At 63.9% G+C, this 233-nt stretch carries 1 pseudogene; it reads right to left on the bottom strand.

Features of this window, described 5'->3' with window-relative positions:
• Positions 1-233, bottom strand: a pseudogene (locus tag NR201_RS22640) (ribonuclease D); the annotation flags it as partial.

The following is a 233-nucleotide window of genomic DNA, read 5'->3' as shown; positions in this document are numbered from 1 at the left end:
GAACGGCGGCGCCGGCAGGCTGCCGGTCAGGCGCAACAGCACTTCGAGGTCTTCGCTGCAGGCGTGCAGGACTTTGAGCACCGCCGGGTTTTCCAGCAACGCTGCCAGAGGTTGCCAGGCGTTGATGGTCAGCGGATCGATCAGGTAGGCGCGTTTGCCGTCGCCGATCTGCAACAGGCCGGCAATCGGGTAGAAGGTGTCGACCCGCATGAATTCGGTGTCGAGGGCAACGA

The sequence above is a fragment of the Pantoea sp. Fr-CA_6 genome (assembly GCF_024520895.1).
In the GTDB taxonomy this organism is placed as follows: Bacteria; Pseudomonadota; Gammaproteobacteria; order Enterobacterales; family Enterobacteriaceae; genus Pantoea; species Pantoea agglomerans.
This window is presented reverse-complemented; position numbering and strand designations above follow the sequence as displayed.